Source organism: Martelella sp. AD-3 (assembly GCF_001578105.1).
Classification (GTDB): domain Bacteria; phylum Pseudomonadota; class Alphaproteobacteria; order Rhizobiales; family Rhizobiaceae; genus Martelella.
The window spans coordinates 3305409-3321565 of the sequence record NZ_CP014275.1; the positions used below are offsets into that span (position 1 = coordinate 3305409).

Annotated in this window: 14 protein-coding genes and 1 pseudogene; 13 read left to right on the forward strand and 2 right to left on the reverse strand. The window is 60.9% G+C overall.

What is annotated here, in order from left to right:
• Window positions 1-112: 112 nt before the first annotated feature.
• Genes AZF01_RS15350 through AZF01_RS15370 form a run of 5 tightly spaced genes read left to right on the forward strand, consistent with a single transcriptional unit; the run spans window position 113 to window position 6128 of the window.
• Window positions 113-1099, forward strand: a complete 987-nt coding sequence (locus AZF01_RS15350) for an ROK family protein (protein WP_161633039.1) — start codon at window positions 113-115, stop codon at window positions 1097-1099.
• Window positions 1096-1674: an SIS domain-containing protein gene (locus AZF01_RS15355; protein WP_024708642.1), complete on the forward strand. Its 579-nt coding sequence runs from the start codon at window positions 1096-1098 to the stop codon at window positions 1672-1674. The genes AZF01_RS15350 and AZF01_RS15355 overlap by 4 nt, the downstream gene beginning before the upstream one ends.
• Window positions 1667-4165, forward strand: coding sequence for an alpha-mannosidase (locus AZF01_RS15360; RefSeq protein WP_024708641.1), 2499 nt, complete (start codon window positions 1667-1669; stop codon window positions 4163-4165). Before AZF01_RS15355 ends, AZF01_RS15360 begins: the two co-directional genes overlap by 8 nt.
• Window positions 4166-4167: 2 nt before the next feature.
• The gene (locus tag AZF01_RS15365; protein ID WP_024708640.1) at window positions 4168-5055 is read left to right on the forward strand and encodes a dihydrodipicolinate synthase family protein; all 888 of its coding nucleotides are present in this window, start codon (window positions 4168-4170) and stop codon (window positions 5053-5055) included.
• 29 nt (window positions 5056-5084) lie between these two features.
• On the forward strand, window positions 5085-6128 hold the full coding sequence (locus tag AZF01_RS15370) for a LacI family DNA-binding transcriptional regulator (protein ID WP_024708639.1): 1044 nt from the start codon (window positions 5085-5087) through the stop codon (window positions 6126-6128).
• Between the two features lie 40 nt (window positions 6129-6168).
• Here the strand turns inward: AZF01_RS15370 and AZF01_RS15375 are convergent, their stop codons facing one another.
• Entirely contained in the window at window positions 6169-6963 is a 795-nt protein-coding gene (locus AZF01_RS15375; RefSeq protein WP_024708638.1) for an IclR family transcriptional regulator, read from the reverse strand.
• A 423-nt stretch (window positions 6964-7386) separates the two neighbouring features.
• Here AZF01_RS15375 and AZF01_RS15380 point away from each other — a divergent pair, with 423 nt between their 5' ends.
• From AZF01_RS15380 to AZF01_RS15420, 8 genes and pseudogenes are all read left to right on the forward strand, one after another.
• Complete coding sequence (locus AZF01_RS15380) at window positions 7387-8349, forward strand: tripartite tricarboxylate transporter substrate binding protein (RefSeq protein WP_036237370.1); 963 nt, start codon at window positions 7387-7389, stop codon at window positions 8347-8349.
• 121 nt (window positions 8350-8470) lie between these two features.
• Entirely contained in the window at window positions 8471-8974 is a 504-nt protein-coding gene (locus AZF01_RS15385; RefSeq protein WP_024708636.1) for a tripartite tricarboxylate transporter TctB family protein, read from the forward strand.
• A 12-nt stretch (window positions 8975-8986) separates the two neighbouring features.
• Window positions 8987-10516 carry a tripartite tricarboxylate transporter permease gene (locus tag AZF01_RS15390; RefSeq protein ID WP_024708635.1) on the forward strand — a complete coding sequence of 510 codons (1530 nt, stop codon included), beginning with the start codon at window positions 8987-8989 and terminating at the stop codon, window positions 10514-10516.
• A gap of 110 nt (window positions 10517-10626) precedes the next feature.
• On the forward strand, window positions 10627-11547 hold the full coding sequence (gene dapA, locus AZF01_RS15395; protein WP_024708634.1) for a 4-hydroxy-tetrahydrodipicolinate synthase: 921 nt from the start codon (window positions 10627-10629) through the stop codon (window positions 11545-11547).
• Between the two features lie 94 nt (window positions 11548-11641).
• Complete coding sequence (locus AZF01_RS15400; RefSeq protein WP_024708633.1) at window positions 11642-12532, forward strand: dihydrodipicolinate synthase family protein; 891 nt, start codon at window positions 11642-11644, stop codon at window positions 12530-12532.
• 212 nt (window positions 12533-12744) lie between these two features.
• A pseudogene (locus AZF01_RS15410) lies at window positions 12745-13882 on the forward strand (IS3 family transposase).
• Between the two features lie 129 nt (window positions 13883-14011).
• On the forward strand, window positions 14012-14302 hold the full coding sequence (locus AZF01_RS15415; RefSeq protein ID WP_024708632.1) for a hypothetical protein: 291 nt from the start codon (window positions 14012-14014) through the stop codon (window positions 14300-14302).
• 120 nt (window positions 14303-14422) lie between these two features.
• On the forward strand, window positions 14423-14965 hold the full coding sequence (locus tag AZF01_RS15420; RefSeq protein WP_244435573.1) for an FGGY-family carbohydrate kinase: 543 nt from the start codon (window positions 14423-14425) through the stop codon (window positions 14963-14965).
• Window positions 14966-14976: 11 nt separating this feature from the next.
• Here the strand turns inward: AZF01_RS15420 and AZF01_RS15425 are convergent, their stop codons facing one another.
• Window positions 14977-16122 (reverse strand): Gfo/Idh/MocA family protein, encoded by a 1146-nt coding sequence (locus AZF01_RS15425; RefSeq protein ID WP_024708630.1) that lies wholly within the window; start codon window positions 16120-16122, stop codon window positions 14977-14979.
• Window positions 16123-16157: the final 35 nt, after the last annotated feature.

The following is a 16157-nucleotide window of genomic DNA, read 5'->3' on the forward strand; positions in this document are numbered from 1 at the left end:
GCACGATATATGCTCATATTTTGACATTATTAGCGATTTCAATCAGGCATATTGACTAAATTTAAGGCTCGTGCCAATGATGCAGATATGCAATCGTTACCAGATAAGTGATATGGCAGAGCAGAGTAACACTATGACGCCCGTCGTCCTGGCGGTGGATATCGGGGCCACCAAGATCGCCGTCGGCCTCGTGCATGCCGATGGCGCAATCGCCTTTCAGACTCGCGAGCGCTCGCCCGTCAGGGCGGAACCGAGCCTGGCGCTGATAGAGCGGCTCGGCAGGGCAGCCGAGACCCACGCCAGAAGGAACGGGCTCGCCATAGAGGGAACGGGCATCGCCTGCGGCGGACCGCTCGACCTCGAAAAAGGCCTAGTCCTGTCTCCGCCCAACCTACCGGACTGGGATCGCATACCGCTGACACGGCAAATGGAAACCTGCTTCGGCGCGAAGGCCTATCTGCAGAATGACGCGGCGGCGGGCGCAATCGCCACCGCGCTCTGGGACAATCCCGACGCAGTAAAGGATGTGACCTATATTACCGTGTCCTCAGGGATAGGCTGCGGCGTCATCACCGATGGCTTTCTTTATACCGGCCATACCGGCAACGGGTCGGAACTCGGCCATATCCCGCTCATTTACGATGGCCGCACCTGTAACTGCGGCCTGACGGGGTGTTTTGAAGCCTATGTCTCGGGAACATCGATCGGCAAGCGCTACACCGAGGCCAAAGCCATGTGCATGGCGACGCCGCGGCCCTATTCCGCGCGCGATGTCGCCGATGCGGCGCTTGCCGGCGACGAGGAGGCCCTTGCCTTCTGGCAGAGTTCGATGGGCATGCTTGCCCGTGCGGTGCGCGCGGCGGCCGACCTGTTCGACCCCGCCCTGCTGGTGATCGGCGGCGGCGTGACCGAGGCCGATGGAGAGCTCTTCGCGCCCGCGATGGCGCTCGTCGGCAGCAGCATGGCCGCCGGCGTCGGTCAACGCCTGACGGTGCGCAAGACGGGCTTCGGCCGCAATTCGGGCGTCGCCTCGGCGGCCTCCGTCGCATGGAACGAAATCGGCAGCGCCACGGGCGTCAAGGTGAGGATCAGAGAATGACGGCAAGCCTGGAAGAGGAAATGGCAGACCATTTTGCCATGAATGCGGAGATGCGGGCGCGCATTCGCGATATCACAGCCATTGCCGACGCGATCTGGCAGAGCGTTTCTGCGGGCGGCTGCGTCTATCTGTTCGGCAATGGCGGTTCGGCCGCGGAATCGTTGCATTTCAGCGGCGAGCTGATCGGCCGCTACAAGTCCAACCGGCGCCCCCTGCCCGCGACCTGTCTCTCCGCCGACGTTTCGGCGCTCACCTGCATCGGCAACGACTTCTCCTTCGATGCCGTTTTCGCCCGTCAGGTCACGGCCCTTGTCGGACCGCGGGATATCGTCATTGCCTTTTCCACCAGCGGGCGGTCGGAAAATATCTGTTCAGGTCTTGCCGCCGCCCGGGCAAAAGGCGCCAAAACCGTTCTCTTCACCGGCCAGAACGGCGCCGAAATCGCGAAGGATTGCAGCCTCGCCTTCATTTCACCCCACACGATGACAGCCCGCATTCAGGAGATGCACCAGCTTGCCATGCACCTGATCTGCGCCCGTCTGGAAACACTTGTCGCGGAGAGCGAAAATGTCTGAGCAGAAATCGCGTTTCGCCGCCATTCACATGGTCGGCCATGCCCATCTCGACCCCGTCTGGCTGTGGCGCTGGACGGAAGGCTATCAGGAGGCCCGCGCGACGCTGACAGCAGCCGTCGCCCTTCTTGAGGAATTCGAGGACTACGTCTTCACCTTCGAACAGGTCGCGGTCGTGGAGTGGATCCGCGAGAGCGACCCCAAGCTTTTCTCCAGGCTTCGCGACCTCGTCGTTTCCGGGCGCATCGCCATGGTCGGCGGCTGGTGGGTCGAGCCCGACTGCAATCTGCCGAATCTCGAATCCTTCGTGCGCCAGGGTCTGATCGGCCAGCGCTATCTGCTTGAGCATTTCGGCGGCATCGCCAATGTCGGCCTCAATGCCGACCCCTTCGGCCACTCCGCGGCTCTGCCGCAGGTGCTTGCCGGCCACCGGATCGCCTCTTACTGCTTCCTGCGCCCCGGCCCGCACGAAATCGACATGCCGCATACGCTGTTTGAATGGCAAGGGCTGGGCGGCGCCTCGGTTGCCGCCTACCGGATCCCGCATGAATACTGCACGACGGCGGAAAACGTCGACCGGCATATGGAGACCGCCATCAGCAAGATCGGCACAGCGCTTGAGGACGAGGCCATGGTCTTCTATGGCGTCGGCAATCATGGCGGCGGCCCGACCCGGCGAAACCTGAAGAGCATCGAGGCGCTTGATGCAGACGGCCGGTTCGGCAGATTGATCATGTCCGGCCCCGACCGCTTTTTCGAGGAGCGCCGGAACAGCGACAAGCCCATGCCGGTTCACGAGGGCGAGCTTCAGCGCCACGCCGCCGGGTGCTACGCGGCCTTTGCGAAGATCAAGCAGATGAATCTGAAGGCAGAAGCCGCACTTCTGGAGGCGGAGCGCTATGCCACGCTTTCCGCAGCCACACAGGGGGTCTCCTACCCCGGCGAAAAGCTCGACGAGGCATGGAAGACGCTGCTCTTCAACCAGTTCCACGACATCCTGCCCGGAAGCTCGATCCTTCCCGCCTGCGAAGACGCGGTCCATGCCCTTGGCGGCGTGATCGCGACGGCGGACAGGGTCACCAACCGCGCCCTGCAGATCGCGGCCCGCGACATCGCCATACCGGCAGACGAGGAAACGCAGCCGCTCATCGTCTTCAACCCGCATCCGTTCGAAGCCGAAATCACCGCGGAACTGGAACTTTCCTTCCTGCCGGGCAACTGGATCGTCAGCGCCGAGGATGGCGAGGAGACGCCCTGGCAGAAGATCAGGGCCGACGCGACCATCCGCGAGGAAGACATCTTCCGCGACCGCTATCGCGCCCGCATAGCCTTCCCCGCCAGGGTGCCAGCCTTTGGCCACAAGCTCTATCGCGTTCGCCGGACCGAAGCGCCGCGAGCCGCGCCGCGAGGGAAGGCACGCGCTGGCGGCACAACGATCGAAAACGCGCATCTGCGGGTGACGATCAACCCGCAGACCGGCTGGCTTGACGAATTTGTCACCCTTGCCGACGGGAAGGATCTCGCCCCTGCCAAAGGCGCCATCCATACCGTCGTTTCGGCCGATGGCTCGGACACTTGGGGCCACCGGGTCGAGTCCTATGTCGGCCAGGGCCGCCAGTTCGAAGTCGAGAGCATCCACATCGAGGATGCCGGCCCGGTTCGCGCCTCCATTCGCGTCAACGCCCGCCTCGGACGCTCACGCCTGAGCGAACTCTTCGTGCTCGACAGCGATGCCCGCTCGCTTGAAATCCGCACCGAAATCGACTGGCAGGAAGAGCTTCACCTTCTGAAACTGCGCTATCCGACGGCGATATCGGCCAGTACGGCGCGCTACCAGATGCAATATGGCTATGTGGAGCGGCCCGCGGACGGGCTCGAATATCCCGGCCAGCGCTGGGTCAGCGTCGCCGGCTCCGATGGCACGCGGATCAGCGTGATCAACAATGCCAAATACGCCTATGACTGCGTTGACGGCGATATCGGCATCACCGCCGCGAGAAGCCCTGTCTTTGCCTGGCACGATCCGCGCGAGCTGCGCGACAGTGAGCATTATCACTATCAGGACCAGGGCCTGCAGCGCTTCAGCGTGCGGCTCCTGCCCCAGACGGGCGACGATATGGGAGAGGCAAGCCGGCTTGCTGAAATGATGGTCATGCCGCCCCGGGTGATGATGGAAAGCTTCCATCCCGGCGACATGCCTGCCGCACGTGAACTGATTTCAGGTCTTGAGGAAACGCCCGGTCTGCGGCTGACGGCGCTCAAACCCTGGGAAGACGATCCTGCGGCGACCGTGATGCGCTTCGTCAACGACACGCCCGGCCCGATTTCGGCCCGGCTTGGGCTTGACTTTGCCGGCGGCCATCTGCTTTCGCTCGCCCTCGAACCGTTCGAAATCCGTACGCTGGCCATAACGCCCTCCGGCAAGATCGTCACCCTCGACCTTCTCGAATTCGAACCCGACCGCAAACTTCACCTCCTGTCCGAAGGTATCTGACCATGGCCCGCCAACCCGAAATCTGGCCGCCTCTCCTCACCCCGTTTCTCGAAAACGGGGAGATTGATTTTGATGCCATTCAGGGCCTCGTCGATTTCTATGTCGCGCGCGGCGTCGCCGGCTTGCTTGTCACCGGACTTTCTGCCGAACCGCTCACGATGAACGATACCGAGCGGGCAGCGGTTATCAGGGCCGCTGTCCGCGCGGTTGCGGGAAGGGTTCCCGTCGCCGCCTCGGTGTTCTGCAGGCAAGGCGAAGGCTGGCCGGATGCGATTGCGCGTGTGCGGGCGATCGGCGGCGTTGACTGCTGCGTCCTTCTGACCGGACACCTGGTCGTTGAGGGCGAAAGCGACGAGGCCTTTCTCGCATGCCTTGAGACGATCATCGCAGATAGCACCGGCGATCTCGGTCTCTACGAGGCGCCCCGCCCCTACAAGCGGCTGATCTCCGACAAGGCTCTTGCCTGTGCGGCGCAGAGCGGACGCTTCACCTTCTTGAAGGATACCTGCTGCAGCCTTGCGCAAATAAAACGCAGGATCGGAATTGTCAGCGGCAGCCGACTGAAGCTGATGAACGCCGAAGTGGCAACATTTCGGGCCTCGTTCGAGGCCGGTGCGGACGGGTTCTGCGGCCTGATGGCCAATGTGTTTCCGGACCTGCTCCAGCGGGCTGCGAGCGAGGAGACCGATGCACTCTCGCTGTTGCTGACTGCCGGAGATATGGCCCTGGAACAGAGCTATCCCGGCTCGGCCAAGGCCCTGCTCGGCGAAAGGTATGGCCTCGGCCTGACCAGTTTCTCACGCGTTTTGGGGCGGATGACGACATGTCAGGACTGCACCGGGCTTTTCGCGCTCGATGAGTACTTCAACAGATACCAGAAAACGCGCTAAAAGAGCATTTTTGATGAGGCTCGTACTCCATGGCAGATAAGCGCGTCACGATCGGCGATATCGCAGAGGCGGTCGGTCTTTCGACCTCGACCGTCTCGCGCGCGCTCAGCGGCAAGGGCTATGTCGCCGCCGACGTCAAGGCGCGCGTCGTCACCGCGGCGCAGAAGATCGGCTATGTGCCGGACCTCAATGCCCGCAATCTCAGACAGGGCTCCAGCACACAGATCGGTCTCGTCGTCTCGAGTATTCTGGACCCCTTCTATGCCGAGCTTGCCACGGGTTTTCAGGAGGTCGCCCGAGCGGAGGGCTACGAGGTTATCCTGATCATCGATCGCGCCGATCCGAAGGAGCAGAAGGCGGCGGTGAAATCGCTGATCGCCATGGGTGTTTCGGCGATCGCGATCACGCCGGTCTCGGCCGAGGCGGTGGCGAGCGTGCGCGATTTCGGCCGGCCGGTCCTGCAGATCGACCGTTCCGTCAGCGACGCCAACGCCCTTGTCGCAGGCGACAACCGGGCCGGCGGCAAGATGGCGACCGAACATCTGATCGGCTTCGGCCACGAACGGATCGCCCTCCTCATCGATCACGACCAGTGGACGACCGGACGGGCACGCATCGAGGGCTGGCGCGAAGCCTTCACCGAGCGCGGCCTTGCCGTGCCGGAAGACCTCATTTTCAAGCTCGGCTCCTCCGACGCGGAAATCGCCTCCGGTCTTGACCGGTTCGTCGGCGCGCTGAAAACAAAATCGATCACTGCGATCTTCTCGGCCAACAGCGTCGTCTCGCAGCGCTTTTACGTGGCGCTTGGCAAGCACGGTGTGCGCGTTCCAGAAGATGTCTCGGTGGTGGCCTATGACGATGCGCTCTGGATGACCATGGTGACCCCGACCATCAGCGCCGTCAGCCAGCATGTCGAAGAAATGGGCCGTCATGCAGCGGAATTGCTCATCCGACAGATCGGCGCGGGCCGTAAAGGCCCTTGGCCCGTTCGCACCTTTGTTCAACCGAGCCTGATAGCGCGTTCCAGCGTGCTCGCTCTGCATGACGGGCGGCAATCGAGCCCCAGTCTCTGACACGGCAAAGACCGCAGGCGCCGAAACACCGGCCGGCCGCTCAGTCGTGCCAACCAAGGCGCTGGGAGATCACGCGCGCCTGATAGACGACGATCTTGGCCAGATCCGGGATTTCGTTTTCGGGAATCTGCCAGGCCGGACCGTTGACGCTGATGCCGGCGAATACGCGGCCGTTCTGATCGTGGATCGGAGCGCCGAGACATCGCAGTCCTGGCTGATGCTCCTCATTGTCCACGGCATAGCCCTTCTCGCGAATTTCGGCCAGGGCCCTGCGCAGGTCATCGGGATCGGTCATTGTCTGGTCGGTGTAGCGCGACATGCCCGCCGAAATCACCCGTTCGACGGCCTCCTCAGTCTGAAATGCGAGGATCGCCTTGCCGATGCTCGTGCAATGCACCGGCGCGTTCTCGATCATGCCCGCTTTGGTATGGCTTTCGTTTCCGGTACCCACACGATGGATGACAACAGCCTGCATCCCGTCGAAAACAGCAAGATGAACGGTCTGGCCGGTCATGTGCTGAAGAGATTCCATCATCGGCCGGGCTTCCCGGCGCACATCGAGATTGGCGAGCACGATATCGCCGAACTCGAACAGCCGGAGCCCCAGGCGATAGCTGTCACGCTCCCTGTCCTGATCCAGGAACCCGACCTCCCGCATGGAAGCCACAAGCCGGTGCGTCGTGCTCTTCGGAAACCCCGTCCGCTGGCATATCGTCGCAAGCGACAATGCGCGGTCATTGACCGAAAAGCACTCCAGGATGCGCACCACCTTCGACAGTGACTTCAGTCCCTCATCGCCTCTGGTTTTCACCCGTGCTGCCTGATCGTCTTTCATGATTACCCCCAACAGCGTTCCGTGAACCCACCTTCCAAAATAAGAAATCCAATCCCGTTATACGGAAGAACTAAATCGTTTCAGGCTCTAGACAAAGTTTGAAACGGATTTCTTGAGAGGCATCATAACCGACATCGCCTGCGCAGTAAATCCCGCTATTCGGAACACCATTCTTTTTTTTGGGATTTGTGTTGACAGTCCCGACCTCCGATGAGAGCATTAATTCGCGGTACAGCATTCCGCTATGCGGTATTGCGCCAGGGAGGCTTGACTGGCGTGCAGCGCCATTGCGATTGAGCGCGGCCGTTTCAGACTGCAAAGGGCGTCGGCTTTTCTGCCCGCGTCGAACAAAGGGGGATTCTGGACCGCAGGGCCTTGTCGGCCCTTTTCGGAACCCAAAAGGAAGATTGGGAGGAGAATTCAATGACTATTCTGAAGACGCTTCTGGCAACGACGGTGATCGTTGTCGGCGGTATTTCGGCAGCGTGCGCCGAATACCCGGAACGGCCGATCACGCTGATCGTGCCCTGGGGCGCGGGCGGCGGAACGGATGCCACCGGACGGATCCTGGCAACGCTGATGGAAGAAGAGCTGGGCCAGCCGATCAATGTCGTCAACCGCACCGGCGGCGGCAGCGTCATCGGCCACAAGGAAATCGCCGATGCCGATCCCGATGGTTACACGCTGGGCATCATCACCACGGAACTGTCGATGTTCCATTGGCTCGGCACATCCGAACTGACCTACAAGGATTTCACGCCGCTCGGCCTTTATAACGCCGACCCGTCCGCCGTGGTCGTCAGAACCGACGGCCCGTTCGACAGCATGGACGCGCTTACAGCGGCGATCGAGGAAAATGCCGCGGCGATCCGGGCCGGCGGCGCCAATCAGGGCGGCGTCAATCACCTGGCCTATGTCACGCTGGTGAACGAGCTTGACGGCAACAGGGCATTCTGGGTGCCGACCGAAGGCGCCGCTCCCGCCCTGCAACTGCTGGCATCCGGAGCGATCGATGTCGGCGTCGTCCAGCTTCCCGAGGCTCAGGGATTGATCGATGCGGGCGAACTGAAGGCACTTTCGATCCTCGGGACCAAGCGCGATCCGGCACACCCTGACCTGCCGACGATCAAGGAAAGCACGGGGATCGACTTTCCGATCAATGGCTGGCGTGGCCTCGGCGGGCCAAGCGACCTCCCCGACGACGTCAGCGCGAAGCTGATCGAGGTCATGGCCGATGTCGTCAGCAGCCACGCATTCGCCGACCTGATGGCCAAGCGCTCCTACGGCGTCGTGTGGGAAGGCGGCGACGCCTTCGTCGACTACCTCGCCCAGCGTGATGAGGCCTTCGGAAAGGCCATGAACGCCGCCGGTCTCGTCAAGGACTGACGGACCGGACCGGCCGCCGAAGGCACGCCATTCAACAACTGAAGTACGGATTTTTCGGCCGTATCCCGGTCGGAGCGCCTTCGGCCGTCTGCTCCCGACACCAACGGAAAGGAGTGAGGCCATGAGTGACACCTCACCAGAAGACCACAATGCAGACCGCATCGCCACCGGCGTTCCGGACACCGTCCTCGGATTGCTTTTCGTGATCGGCGGCGTGGTTCTGGCTATCACCGGAACGCGGATGGAAGGGCTCGGCGGCATGACGATCGGCGGGGGAACCCTGCCGATCATCATCGGCTGCGCATTCATTCTGGCGGGCGGCATCCTGGCGTTTCAGGGACGCGCGGAAATCGCGATGCTGCGCCGTCATGCGGCCGTGCTTTTCAAACGCGAGGATTTCACCTGGTTTCCGGTCACCGTGCTGGTGAGCCTTGGCCTCTATACCCTGCTTCTGGAATCCGTCGGTTTCCTGCCGCTTACCTTCCTGTTCATCCTGCTGATGATCCGCATCGGCGGCGGCGGCCTGGTGCGCGGCGGCCTCTATGCAGCATTCCTGACGGTGTTCATCTACGTCCTCTTCGTCAACGGACTTCGCGTTCCGTTGCCGGTCGGCATTCTCGGGTGAGGAGAAACGGCCATGCATGTCTTTCTCGAAGCAACCGAACTTGTCATCACGCCCTATACATTGCTGGTGATCTGCGCCGCGGCCACTTTCGGCCTTTTCGTCGGGGCCATTCCCGGCCTCACCGCCACGATGGCGACGGCCCTGCTCGTGCCTTTCTCGTTCTACATGGATCCGGTTCCCGCCATCGCAGCGATCGTGGCCTGCACCACCATGGCCATCATTGCCGGCGACATTCCCGGAGCGCTGATGCGCATTCCCGGCACCCCGGCATCCGCAGCCTATGTCGACGAGGCCTATGCCATGACCAAGGCCGGCCGACCGGCGAAAGCGCTGGGCATTTCCATCTGCTCGTCTTCGGTCGGCGGCATGATCGGCTTTGTCGCCCTGCTCTTCATCGCGCCGGCCCTCGGCAAGATCGCACTGCAGTTTTCGAGTTTTGAATATTTCTGGCTGGCCATGCTGGGGCTGTCATGCGCGGCGCTGATCAGTTCGGGAAGCAAGGTCAAGGGAACGCTTTCGCTGCTTCTCGGTCTGTTCATCGCGACCGTCGGCCTCGACCCGCTGACGGCCACGCCCCGCTTTTCCTTCGGCTGGACGGAACTGATGGGGGGCATCAGCTTCATACCGGCCATGATCGGCATGTTCGCCCTGTCCGAAATCCTCCGGCACAAGGCCAGCGAGCCCGGCAAACGCGAACCGGTCATGAAGATCGGCAATCCGCTTGCCGGTATGGCGGGCACGCTTTGGCGTCATAAGTTCAATGTGCTTCGCGGCAGCGCGTTCGGCACGGTGATCGGCGCCCTGCCCGGCGCCGGCGGCGATCTCGGCGCCTGGATTTCCTATGCCATCTCGAAGAAATTCTCCAAAACGCCGGAAAAATTCGGGACCGGACATTCCGAAGGCCTGGTGGAGGCCTCCGCGACCAACAATGCCGCGCTGAGTTCGGCGTGGATCCCGGCCATGGTCTTCGGCATTCCCGGCGATGCGGTCACGGCCATTGCCGTTGGCGTTCTGGTGATGAAGGGGATGAATCCGGGCCCGACAATCTTCATCAACAATCCCCAGAACTTCTACGCGGTCATGATCGTCTTTGCGCTGGCGAACCTGCTGATCATCCCCCTCGGATGGCTAGCCGTACGTTTTTCGCGCTCGATCTTCCGCCTGTCGCGCACCTATCTCAACGCCTCCATTCTCGCCTTCTGCATCGTCGGCTCCTATGCGGTCAACAACTCGGTCTTCGGCGTCGGCGTGATGCTGGCCATGGGCGTGCTCGCCTTCATTCTCGAGAGCAAGGGGTTCCCGATCGCTCCGATCATCCTGGGCATCGTGATCGGGCCGCTCGTCGAGAAGAATTTTCTCACCTCGATGATCATCGCCGACGGGAACTTTCTGGGCTTCTTCGAACGCCCGATCGCCGCCGGACTGGGCCTCTTCACAATCGCCATCTGGGTGCTGCCCCTGATCATCAGAGGGGTCAGCCAAACCCGCAAGCTTGCCGGCGCGACCGGCGGGATCGCCAATACCGACCGGGGCCCGCAGTAAGGCGCGAGAAACCGGCAACTCGAAAAGAAAGGAGATGACGGAAAAGCAATACGGACGACACCCCCGTACCGGGACAACCATCGTTTGGAAAACTCCAGAAAGAGACTGAAATGTACAACAAGGACACTTACGGCCGCGTTCTCATCCCGCTCGTCACCCCTTACGGCGAAGACCAGAGCATCGATCACGGAAAACTCGCGGCACTCGCAACCCATCTGGTTGACAACGGCTTTGCCGACTCGCTCATCCTGTCAGGCACCACCGGCGAGTTTCACACCCAGACATTCGCCGAACGGGTCGCCATTCTCGAAACGGTCAAAAAAGCGGTGGATGGCCGCGTTCCGCTGATCGCCGGCGTCGGCAGCACTTCGACGATCGAAACGATCGCGCTCGGCAAGGAAGCAGAGAAGCTGGGCTTCGACACAGTCATGGTCGTAGCGCCCTACTACACCAAGCCGGCCCAGCAGGAGATCCACAACCACTTCGTCAAGGTCGCCGAAGCGCTTTCGGACCTCAACATCATGCTCTACAACATTCCGATCTTCACCGGCGTCAACATTGAACCCGCTACGGTCGGCAAGCTTGCAGCGCTCGACAATATCGTGGCCATCAAGGAGGAGGCAGAACTCAATCCCAAACAAATGACCGCTTTCCTCAACGCCACGCCGGAAGACTTCATCGTCTATAATGGCGACGACACCATGGTTCTCGAAGCCTTCACGCAAGGCGGCGAAAAGCGGATCGGCGGTGTCGTATCCGGCGCTTCCCATGTAGTCGGCGACTATATTCGCAAGATGATCGACACTTTTCTGGCAGGCAATATTGCCGAGGCCGCGGCAATGCAGCGCAAGCTCTATCCGTTGCTGAAGGTCATGGGACTAAACGGTCGCACAAACCCGGTATGCCTCTGGAAGGATGCCATCCGCCTGACCGGCGGGGATGCGGGCCTGCCGCGCCTGCCCCTGACCCCGGGCACGCCAGAAGAAGTCGAAGCTGTTCGAAAAGCCCTTTCCGACTTCGGCATCCTCTGACGCAACCACCGGGAGAGGACGCTGGCGGGCGTCCTCTTCTGGAGCCCCGAACCGATTTGACACATCCAGCTGCAAGGCCACAGGACAACAGATAATGAAAAAAGGTACATCATTCCACGGGATCATTCCACCCGTCGTCTCGACCTTCACCAGAGACGAGGAGATCGATACGGCACTCTATCGCCGCGAGGTTCGCTACCTGCTGGATGCGGGCGTCCATGGCATTTCGCCCGGCGGTAGCACCGGCGAGGGCGCGGCCCTCACGAATGCCGAGCTGGTGCAGATGATCGAGATCATCAAATCGGAGAACCGGGCGGGCGTTCCCATCGTCGCCGGCGTCGCCCGCTGCTCCACAGCTGCGGCGATCGAAACCGCGATGGCGGCCAAGAAGGCCGGCGCAGATGCGCTTATGGTCACGCCGACATTCTACAATGTCCTGGTGCCGGACGCGGCCGGCAACAAGCGCTTTTACGGCGCAATTTTCGAGGCGGTCGGCCTGCCGATCATCATCTACAACGTCGTGCCGCAAAACGAGATCTCGTCCGAACTCTTTTCCGAGTTGCTCGACATCGAACACGTCATCGGCGTCAAGCAGAGCGTCGGCGGCATCATGGCCATGTACGACATGCGGATCGCCTGCGGCGATCGCGGCATGGTTTATGCCGCAACCGACGAAATGCTCCATTCGTGTTTCGCGCTCGGCGCCGATGGCGCGATCTCTGCCATTCTGGCACTTTTCCCCCGGCTTTCGGTTCGCATGTGGGACCTGACGCGGGCCGGAAAATACGACGAGGCGCTCAAGATTCAAAATCGCCTCTATCCCCTCTGGAAGATCGTGCGCGGACCGCAATTTCCCGCCCGCATGAAGGCGGCAGCCGGGCTTCTCGGGCGCGATTGCGGCTTCTCGAAAAGCCCAATGTCCGACGTGCCGGAAGAACTGGTCGACCGGATGTCGGCAATTTTGAAAGGCGTGAAGGACGAATAGACGCAGGAGATATTGCATCGGTCTGAAGCGGCAATAACAGGGGCAGCTGCAAATCAACCAATGACTCTGTGACAGCGGGAAACTTGATTTGGAGGCGGTAGCGCGAGCGAGGTGACTGGCGTGCCGCCTTAAGTGGCTCGGGAAAACTGAACAGGCGGTATAAGTGGTTTTCGGCTCTGGAATTCGGCATCATGCCGTCAACAGGAGCCACAATGATCAGAAGACCCCGCCGCAATTACACCCGCGTTCAAAACGAAAGTCACCCTGGCAGCGATCAAGGGCGAGAAGACTTTTGGCTTGAGCTTTCGCAGCAGTTCGACGTTCACGCCAAACAGATCAAGCAATGGAAAGATCAATTGCTTGAAGGAGCGATGAACGTTTTCGACGATGGACGCAAGGAAGATGCGGCGTCTGCTGTCGATGTCAAAAACCTTCATGCGAAGATCGGCGAACTGACGCTGGAGAATGATTTTTTAGCAGGCGCGCTCGGCAAGGCCGGGCCGCTGAGCGGAAAACGATGATCGACCGGAACCATACTCTTCCCATTTCCCGTCAGGCGCGGGCTCTCTGCATCAGCCGAAGCAGTGTCTACTATCTGCCTCGGGCGACATCGGCGGCTGATCTGGCGCTGATGCGCCGGATTGATGAGCTGCATCTGGACTACCCCTTCGCCGGGAGCCGGATGTTGCAGGGGCTATTGATAGCAGAAGGCTATCACGTCGGGCGGCTGTATGTCAGAACGCGCTGATGAGGAAAATGGGGATTGAGGCGATCTATCGGCGCCCGAACACCTCGAAACCGGCGCTGGGCCACAAGATCTATCCGTATCTTTTAAAGGGCCTTGCCGTCATCCGCCCCAATCAAGCCTGGGCAATCGACATCACGTATATCCCGATGGCGCGGGGCTTCGTTTATCTGTGCGCCGTCATCGACTGGTTCAGCCGCCGGGTCTTGTCGTGGAAGCTCTCGATTACGCTGGAAACCGCGTTCTGCATTGAAGCCGTCGAGGAAGCGCTCGGTCGATATGGCAAGCCAGAGATATTCAACAGCGATCAGGGATCGTAGTTCACATCCATTGATTTTACCGGGGTTTTGAAAGATGCCGAGATCAAGATATCGATGGATGGCAAGGGCGCATGGCGCGACAACGTCTTCGTCGAGCGGCTGTGGCGATCGATCAAATATGAAGAGGTTTATCTTCACGCCTACAAGACGGTCGCAGAAGCCCGAGCCGGGATCGGGCGATATCTGGCCTTCTACAACAGCCGCCGTCCGCATTCATCGCTTGACCGAAAGACACCCAATCAGGCTTACTTCAACGCTCTGCCCGCGATATCAGAGGCAGCATAAACGAGGCCATCAGATGCGTAAGCCATCCGTGCCTCCATCAGTGTTGTATATCTTGTATACCAGTTATATTAGATATACAACGATGGCTGCCTGCGACAAAACGACAGACCCGCAAAAGTCCGATTTTAAATGTTATTTCATATACTTATCGCCCGCGAGGCGGACAAATGCGTCTTTACGCATTGCGGCAATTTTCCGAGAAGCTTTATCGGCCCAGAGCCGGAAATCTCCGAGTTCGATGTTCTGGGCACCGTGATCGGCAAGGAAAAGTGCTTCGGCGCGGTCAAAGGTAAGGTGAAGGCCGGTTCGATGACCTATTTTCGCCTGTCCTGCGACGATACCGCCGGAACGCTCAAGGCCTATGCCGGCGAAGGCGACTTTACCGACGCCCCTTCCCCATGGATGGCAGCATCGCGGTGACTTCCGTGAAGAAGCTGCGTTCGCTCATGGGTTTCATCGTCCGCAACGGCTTCTGGCACCACGGCGCCCTGAACACGAACCAGTACGACCAGGCAATAGGAGAATTGAGCGATGAGCACGGTGCTGGGCGTTGACGGCCCTGCAGAACTGTCGTCGCTTGCACAAACCGTCGATGACACGGACGGCGTTGTTTTCGTACCAGCACTCGCTGGCCTCGGCGCACCTTACTGGGATGCGAATGCGCGGGGGACCATTTCCGGTCTTTCGCTGTCGACAAGGCCTGCCCTTATCGCGCGTGCAACGCTCGAAGCAATCGCCATGCAGGTTTGTGATGTTGCCGAGGCGATGGCCGCCGATCTTGAAGGCGAGATCAACGGTCTGCGCGCCGATGGAGGTGCTGCCGCAAACCCGTCTTTGATGCAGCTCCAGGCCGACCTTCTCGGCGCCGAGGTCAGCGTTCCTTCACTCAACGCATTGAGCGGATACGGCGCCGGCCTGTTGGCAGGCCTTGCAACCGGCATTTTCAATGAAGAAGACGCCTGTGGTTTTGCCCGTGAAGCAGCGCTCACATTCGCTCCACAGGAAGCCGGCGGCGGTCGTCTGGAGCGGCGCGAGCGGTGGCGCGATGCCATCGTTCAAGCCCGACACCAGACAAGACCATGATCCGTCCACTCTTAACACTCCTGCCTTGTCTGGAGCAGTCGCCTTGCCTGTTCCGGTCCCAGAGGCTCGGGCCTGCGGCAACGGGTCGACACATCGATGCCGGTCTTGTCTTCGCTTGAGCGCAGGATAGCTGTCAGAATATCGACCACATGGAGCGCGAGTCCACCGTTGCAGCGATGCTCGCGGTTTTCGACAATGGCCTGGGCCATGTCGGCAAGGCCGGCGGTGCGATAGTCAGCCACGTCGCCGCGCGAAACCGTGCGGTTGGGCGGACCGAGCGGATGATCCCACTGCGGCAACGCGGCAATTTCGCGCCTTTTTGTTGCCGCCACGAGCCCGTCAAAGAAGTTCGGGTCAGGAATGTGGATGCTTCCTTCGCTGCCATAGAGCGCCATCGGCGCGAGGTCATGCTGCCAGACGTCCCAGCTTGCGACCAACGTCACCAGCGCACCAGATTCGAAGGTGAGGATCGCCTGGACCGTCGTCGCGACCTCGACCGGGATCACTTCGCCTATACGAGGACCGGAGCCAATGCGACGCGATGTCTCCGGCATTGAAGCTTCAGCCGTGACACGGGCCACCGGGCCGAGAAGCTGGACCAGGTTGGCAACATAATAAGGACCAAGATCGAGGATCGGACCACCGCCCTTGCGGAAGAAGAAATCGGGGGATGGATGCCATTCCTCCATGCCGTGGTTCATGACGAAACAGGTTCCCGACGTCACGGTCCCGATCGCACCCACGTCGATCATGTGTCTGGCAAGCTGGTGCGAGGCGCCAAGGATCGTGTCTGGCGCGGAACCGATCCTGAGCCCGCGTGGCTCGGCAAGCTGCATGAGTTCCTTGCCCTCCGCGACATCCAGCACGAACGGCTTTTCGCAATAGACGTGCTTTCCGGCCTCAAGCGCCATTTTCGAGACCGTGAAGTGCGCGACGGGCGGTGTGAGGTTCAGGACGATGTCAACGTCGGGGTGCGCCAGAAGCGCTTCGGGCGTCATCGCCAGCAGTCCGAATTCAGCGCCACGTTCCTCGGCTGCAGCGGCGTTCATGTCGGCGACGCCGACAAAGGCGATATTCGCGAAGGTTTTGGCACGCGCCAGATAGGCCGAGGAAATATTGCCGCAGCCGATCAGCCCGACGCCGAGAACGGTTTTCATGATTGCTCTTCCGGTAGGTTGAGGCCGGGCACCAG